Origin of the sequence: Noviherbaspirillum sp. ST9, assembly GCF_048799745.1 — a bacterium.
Classification (GTDB): Bacteria; Pseudomonadota; Gammaproteobacteria; order Burkholderiales; family Burkholderiaceae_D; genus Noviherbaspirillum.
Genome location: NZ_JBLWFR010000118.1, coordinates 1 through 627 on the forward strand (window position 1 = coordinate 1; position 627 = coordinate 627).

Below are 627 nucleotides of genomic sequence, written 5' to 3' on the forward strand. Positions count from 1 at the left end.
CTTTGAAGTCAACACCTGCCCGGCTGTTGTTGGAAGAGGAAGTGTGTTGTTTAATTTATACTTATCGTTTGCATTTAGGAGGCCGGCTGTACCATCCGTCCCGGCAGCAGTAGTAGATGGCACGGCTTGAGGCAAAGTTACTGGATAATCAGCACTAACTAATCCCAACTTCAGTGAGCCAGAATTATTTGCAGCCGTGTACGAAAGACTGGGTGTTGCCAACTAGATGATGTTGTTGATGCGGTTACAAGAATCTGTCCAACCGCTGTCGGTCCTGCGCTAATAGCAGGTATCCGTGAGAGTTTAGTCTTATCTGCCTTTATCATCAGTCCAGGATCCGTAGTAACATTGGCATCTGTCAGCACGGGGATAGGGGCCTTGTAGGCAGTACCACTTAGGCTAACATAAGCGTTGTATTGATCGGTCGCAACTGTGTAGTTATATCCTATTCCCGTAATACTACCTCCGCCCCCGCTTGATGCCGACCAAACAGGTTTTAACGCGGTACCATCCCATGTCAACACATAACCGTTAGTAGGAGTAGGACTCGGATATATGTTATCCAACTTTACTTTATCAGCAGATGACATTAGACCATATGTACTCGCCGTCGTGCCTACGGGAGCA

The 627-nt window shown here is 47.4% G+C and carries 1 protein-coding gene; it reads right to left on the reverse strand.

Translation table 11 applies throughout. The features are described 5' to 3' along the window. A partial coding sequence (locus ACNOHI_RS25075) for a hypothetical protein (protein ID WP_420477445.1) occupies positions 1 to 222 on the reverse strand: 222 nt, incomplete at its 3' end. Between the last annotated feature and the right edge of the window lie 405 nt (positions 223 to 627).